The sequence below is a fragment of the Rubrivivax sp. A210 genome (genome assembly GCF_904426505.1).
In the GTDB taxonomy this organism is placed as follows: Bacteria; Pseudomonadota; Gammaproteobacteria; order Burkholderiales; family Burkholderiaceae_C; genus Rubrivivax.
Map to the genome: position 1 here is coordinate 1 of NZ_CAJGBN010000041.1, position 4,934 is coordinate 4,934.

The following is a 4,934-nucleotide window of genomic DNA, read 5'->3' on the forward strand; positions in this document are numbered from 1 at the left end:
GGGCCTCCGGCGGCCTGGCAGGGGCCTTGAATTAAGATCAACGAGAGAACAGCCAGTGCGGCTGTAATTCCAACCAAGTGTCACCCATCCGTCCAGAGAGAGTGTTACCTATCCGCCCGGTCGCTCACGTGCGGCTGAGGCCGGGGCGGTTGCTGAAGCCGGTGGCTCCAGCTTCCAATTGTAGGTAACTGGGAGGCCCATCCTTCTTGGCTCCCCGTCTACAGTGCCGGGACTGTACTTGCAGGACTGGACATATGAAAGCGAAGCTTCATCGAGAGCCTTGTGGCCAGACGATTTGTAAATGGTGATCTCTACGATGCTGCCGTCGGGCCCGATCTCAACCCTTGCGCGGAACTGGCCTTCAAGCTCCAGCCTGCGCGCCTCCTGTGGGTACGCTAAGGCAGGACATGTGCCAGATATGGCTCTAGGCTGAACTATCTTGGAGTCGTTGGCGGGGCGCGTGATTACTGGGGGCGCTGGTGACTGTGCAGGGTTTTGGGCGGTCGCGCTACTGCTGGCTAAAGACGCAGACAGAACGAGGAAGAGGGACTTGCAGGACATGAAGGCAAGCTCAGGTGTGAGTTGATTTGTGGGAGGCGGCACGGCGTTGAGTTTGTGACGCCTAACGTTCGAGCTAAGCGGGCGCCGACGGTAGGACGCCAGGCACGGGCCGGTAAAAATTACCGCGTACCACCGGCCCGTGCCTGGTGGCCTGCCGTTGGTGCTCCGCTTGAGCGAGGGGTTAGGCTTCACCGCGTGTCCTCTGCTGCCGCGCTTGTTATTGAAACCGCCCCCGACCTTGACGAATAGAACACCTCGTACCTCTTTGTCCTGAACACGACTCCGTTCGATTCTGAGCTTTCTTGCCACGGTGGAGCCGTCAGAGCCTTTCGAATGTGATCCAGGCCCACCTTGCCTACGCCTGCGCTCGAAGGTTCAAGAGTTCCGAACCATTTGCTCTTGCCTCCCCAAGAGAGTTCACAAGCATTCTCCGAGGCTGCCACACAGAGTTCATTGGCTATGCGTTGAATCTGCGTCTTGTCTTCGGAACTGAAGTTCTGAGTCTGTGGCTTTCCGAAGATGAAGAGCAGGGCCACGAAAGCAAAGACCAGAACAGCGCCAACTACTGGGCGACTGACCTTCCTCGGTGTTGTTGTCTTCGACAGGTGCATGCGTTCTGAAAGCCGAGTTTGTGAAGCCTAACGTTCGAGCTAAGCGGGCACCGACGGTAGGACGCTAGGCCCGCGAGGCGCAGAATACACCAAGGCGCTTCGCGGGCCTGGCGGCCTGCCGTTGGTGCTCCGCTTGAGCGAGGGGTTAGGCGTCGCAGGCTTTCGTACGGTAGTCAATTTCCTTCAACCTTGACCTGTACTGGGGGTGCATTGACGCTTCTTCCGAGTTCGCACCAGACACCAGTGCTTGCATTGAAGATATATATGCCTGGATCTGCCATTATCACTTCACGAGTTCGATTTGCTCTGAAGTTAATGTTGAACTTCACTCCGCTCGCTGGAGTTGCGCGCCAGAGCACATTATCTGCAACCTCTAGTTCATCTGTGGGTGGAATTGCGCGCATCCAACACTGATTGGTCTGTAGATCCTTCGCTTGAATTCGCGTCCAACTGCCAGAAGTTTGACGCTTGGCGTGCAGCACTATTGACTCGCCTACGCGTACGCGACTCGAATTAGCCGAGGCGGCGAGCGAGACTGATTGCGGCGACGCCAGCACATAAACATAGGCTGGTGGGCTGTCACTGTTGCAGCCTTGCGCGACAGCGAGTAACGATATCAACGCTACGAAGAAAGGGAACCGATGCAATTTGCGACGCCTAACGTGGGAGCTAAGCTGGCACCGACGGTGAAACGCCAGGCCCCGGCCACAGAAAATGTACAGCGTACCTGTGGCCGGGGCCTGGTGTTTTGCCGTTGGGGCTCAGCTTGAGCGACGTGTTAGGCCACGCATTTGGCTGCCGGTGTTGCCCGCCTTGTCTTGAGTTGATTTGGTGGCACTGCCGGGACGACCAGCTTCTGCCTGGACCAGGCGCCCAACACGAGGACGCAAACGTTTCTGAGTTGCGACTGCTGGCCAGGCTGGGTGTCTTTCCTTGGTGCTGCGCAGGCGAGGTGTAGGCGGTGACGCCAAAGAGCTGGCCGGTTAAATTCTCGGCGTAGTGGTGGAAGTTGTGACTGATTTTCACTTGTGATGTGGGCTTCAGCGTGAATACTCGTACTGCCTTGAGATGAGGCATCTGCTCGCGCAATTTGGTCGCCTTCTGAGTCGCGCCGATGGTGATGAGCGGATGCATTTAATGCGGCTGGTGGATGTCGCGAAAGCAGCCGCGGTAGGTGTATTTGCGTGGCCTAACGTTCGAGCTAACCGGCCAGCGGAGGCAGGACGCCTTGGCCCGAACTGAGAGAATGTACCGCGTACCTCAGTTCGGGCCAAGGTGGCCTGCCGTAGCTGGTCCGGTTGAGCGAGGGGTTAGGCCGCAGCGGGGTGCTGGACAACTTGTAGCTCATTTCCAGCTGGGTCTTGCAGTGTTGCAAGGATGCCGCCCCATCGCTGCTTTTCGGGTAGCCCTGTGAAGGACACACCGCGTGCCGCGAGCTCCTGATGCTTGGCCACTACGTCTTGAACCGTGAACGACAACCCTGTGAAGCGCCCAACCAAGACCTTCTCTTCGTGCGGTGCGTCTTCTGCAACCGACTCGATTACAAGATCAGTGCTGCCCGCCTTGAAGACGCAGTAGCCGTACGTGCTCCCATCGGCCTTGATTGGGAGACCCAGTAGCTCCGCATAGAAATGCCTTGCTGCGGCAAGGTTGTTGACGAACACTCGGGCTGTTTGCAGTTCCATCGGGCTTCTTTGTGGCGGAGGCGCGGGGTTGCTGTCTTGAGGGCTGAGCGGGTGAAAGTGCTCGGCTTCTGCGGCCTAACGTTCGAGCTAAGCGGGCGACAACGGCAGGACGCCAGGCCCGGACCGGTGAAAATGTACCGCGTACCACCGGCCCGGGCCTGGTGGCCTGCCGTTGGCGCTCCGCTTGAGCGAGGGGTTAGGCCTCGCTTTCACGTTGCCCATAACTTTGAGATATTTGTCTTGGCGGCCTTGACTGAGTGCCTGCGGCCAAGTGTGTCTTCGAACCAAATGTCCTGTATCTGTACGTCTTCTTCGGGAGTGGACGATAGTAGGTCATGTTTCTTGATGCTCAATTCATGTCTCTCGTGCTCTCCAAGACGGAGTCCACGGCCGTCCTTGCCCAAGAACGTACCAACCCACTTCTCTTTCGTTTCCGCACCTGCCCATAGCCGAAGAATCAATGGTCGTCTGCCTGAGTTGACGATTGTGACCCGAACCTGAGCAGGATTTTCGTCCCAGCTCGGGAGAAACTCGCTTTTCGCAACCGGATTTGCTCGGTCTCGGAAGCTGAAGAACGTTGAGACGACTAAGCTGATTGAGGCGACAGCTAGCGCAAGTATAGCGATCCAGTCGGAATTGGTCATTGTGTTCTGCGAGGCCTAACGTTCGAGGTAAGCTGGCGCCAACGGCAGGACGCCAGGCCCAAGCCGCAGAAAATGTACGCCGTACCTGTGGCTTGGGCCTGGTGGCCTGCCGTTGGTGCTCAGCTTGACCGAGGGGTTAGGCTTCACCGCGTTCGGCTCGAACTAAGGCCAATAACTTCGTGAGCCTCACGTAGGTAACGACAAGACTACCAATCGTTGCCGCAAACGCGAGCATTGAAAAACCATCGAACCCTAGCGTAGTCATGTTTATGGCAAACTGCATATTGCTCTGCGCCACTGCAATGATTGCTTCGTGAAAGCCAATTCGGAGTACCCAGTAGACGCCCCAGAACGCCAATAAGGTTGTGACAGTAACGGGGACATATAGACAGGTGAAATCAATGATGTACTGCTTGTTCGACTTGCCGCCAGACGCGTCGAACGTGGCTACTATGCCGACGATGTTGATCAGGATCACGGCCAGTGCCTCAGCGATGTAGGGCGGTGTCCAGGGCACGGTGCCGGATGCAACGAAGCCAGAGTAGTAGGCAAGGTTGAATACGAGGAAGCTCGCGAGCAGATAGTAGGCACGTTGCTCGGCCGAAATCTCTCCTTTGGCCAAGGCGTTGACCAATGGGCGGGTGCGCATCAGGAGCATTTTGTGAAGCCTAACGTTCGAGCTAAGCGGGTGCCAACGGTAGGACGCCAATCCCGGGCCGGTGAAAATGTACCGCGTACCACCGGCCCGGGCTTGGTGGCCTGCCGTTGGCGCTCCGCTTGAGCGAGGGGTTAGACCGCATGCGTTGGCCTCTATATTTTAGATTGATTTTTGATTTCAGTAGATGGCTTTGAAAATTGCTCAAAGGCTTGCCTTGCAGCAGTAAGGTCTTTTCGACGACCATAAAGCCCCCAATTCGCGGTGGAATCTATTTGACCAACGGTAAGGTGCTGTACGCCATTCTTCCGTAGCGTGTCAAAAACTCTTCCAAGTAAGGCGCGTGATCCATGTTCCTCAAGTAATTGAATGAGTTGGTATCCTTCACCCAGTCGCTCGCATAGGCAGTCTGATGCAGCTTGCGCCTCAGTTCTGTTAGGTGCGTTGGCTACAAAGATGTGACTTGAGTCAATTCGCGCCGACTCAATTTCTGGGACTGATCCAGCAGGTTCGAATGCAAACAGGTCGAAGCTGCCGTCCTTGCGCTCATACGCCACAAGCTCAAGGCCCAACCCAACATCCGGGTGAAAGTGAGAAGCAGATTCGAGTGCAGATTTCATGCGGTCTAGACAGAATGGCTTCGCGAAATCTGGCGGCCCGTCCCCTGCAATGACGTAGGTTGCGCGCCGTTGGCGTGCCGAGCTACACCAATGCACCTGGCCGACAGGCGGTCAGGTCGTTGCGAACTTGCAAGGAGACGGGCCATGAAGGAATCTAG

4 protein-coding genes are annotated in these 4,934 nt (G+C 56.7%); all 4 read right to left on the reverse strand.

Going from position 1 to position 4,934, the window contains the following annotated elements; all coding sequences use genetic code 11:
• Positions 1–108 precede the first annotated feature (108 nt).
• Positions 109–561, reverse strand: coding sequence for an energy transducer TonB (locus JMV16_RS24620; RefSeq protein ID WP_201495704.1), 453 nt, complete (start codon positions 559–561; stop codon positions 109–111).
• 1,921 nt (positions 562–2,482) lie between these two features.
• Complete coding sequence (locus tag JMV16_RS18080) at positions 2,483–2,857, reverse strand: VOC family protein (RefSeq protein WP_201495705.1); 375 nt, start codon at positions 2,855–2,857, stop codon at positions 2,483–2,485.
• 780 nt (positions 2,858–3,637) lie between these two features.
• Positions 3,638–4,159 carry a hypothetical protein gene (locus tag JMV16_RS18085; protein ID WP_201495706.1) on the reverse strand — a complete coding sequence of 174 codons (522 nt, stop codon included), beginning with the start codon at positions 4,157–4,159 and terminating at the stop codon, positions 3,638–3,640.
• A gap of 152 nt (positions 4,160–4,311) precedes the next feature.
• Positions 4,312–4,776 (reverse strand): hypothetical protein, encoded by a 465-nt coding sequence (locus tag JMV16_RS18090; protein ID WP_201495707.1) that lies wholly within the window; start codon positions 4,774–4,776, stop codon positions 4,312–4,314.
• Between the last annotated feature and the right edge of the window lie 158 nt (positions 4,777–4,934).